Annotated in this window: 1 protein-coding gene; it reads left to right on the top strand. The window is 30.7% G+C overall.

Annotated elements, in window-relative coordinates; all coding sequences use genetic code 11:
* The first annotated feature begins 291 nt into the window (after positions 1-291).
* Positions 292-462 carry a helix-turn-helix domain-containing protein gene (locus B5E92_RS15990; RefSeq protein ID WP_204245302.1) on the top strand — a complete coding sequence of 57 codons (171 nt, stop codon included), beginning with the start codon at positions 292-294 and terminating at the stop codon, positions 460-462.
* Positions 463-574: the final 112 nt, after the last annotated feature.

The following is a 574-nucleotide window of genomic DNA, read 5'->3' as shown; positions in this document are numbered from 1 at the left end:
AATTCTTTTTTTTACTTTTTTCGCTCGGCCCTTCCTTTGAACCTCGCTCCTTCTCTCGAGTGCCCTATTAATCTACCACATCCTCTCTCCTTTGTAAATACCTTTTTTTACTTTTTTTATCCCTTCCCGCTTTTTCTCCCTTTTTATCATCGTTTTTCCCTGTCATTTTTTATCTCTTTGTTTTTTTGATATAAATAATTTATCACAACAAATGCAACATAATATAAAAAAGACTCATAGAAATTACTGTGTTAAAATGTAAGTAACCAAACAAACAATTAATAGGAGGTAATATCTACGAGCTATAAACATCTTACCATAAACGAACGCTGTTGTATCTACCAATTTAAAAATTCTGGTATGACCATAAGAAATATCGCAAAAGCTCTGCATCGTTCACCAAGTACCAGATTTAGAGAAATCAATCGAAATAAAATTGAAACTAATAGTAAAGGATGTTAATAGTAAAATAAAGATAACCAAAAAGGTTGGTATAATAATTACCAGTTTCGGCAATGAAAAACTATCCTAAGGTTATCTTTTTTGATAGAATCTTCTGTATTCAAATACAGGA

The sequence above is a fragment of the Erysipelatoclostridium sp. An15 genome (assembly GCF_002160675.1).
Classification (GTDB): domain Bacteria; phylum Bacillota_I; class Bacilli_A; order Erysipelotrichales; family Coprobacillaceae; genus Thomasclavelia; species Thomasclavelia merdavium.
Note: the sequence above shows the minus strand (reverse complement) of the source record. Positions and strands in the feature narration are given on the sequence as shown.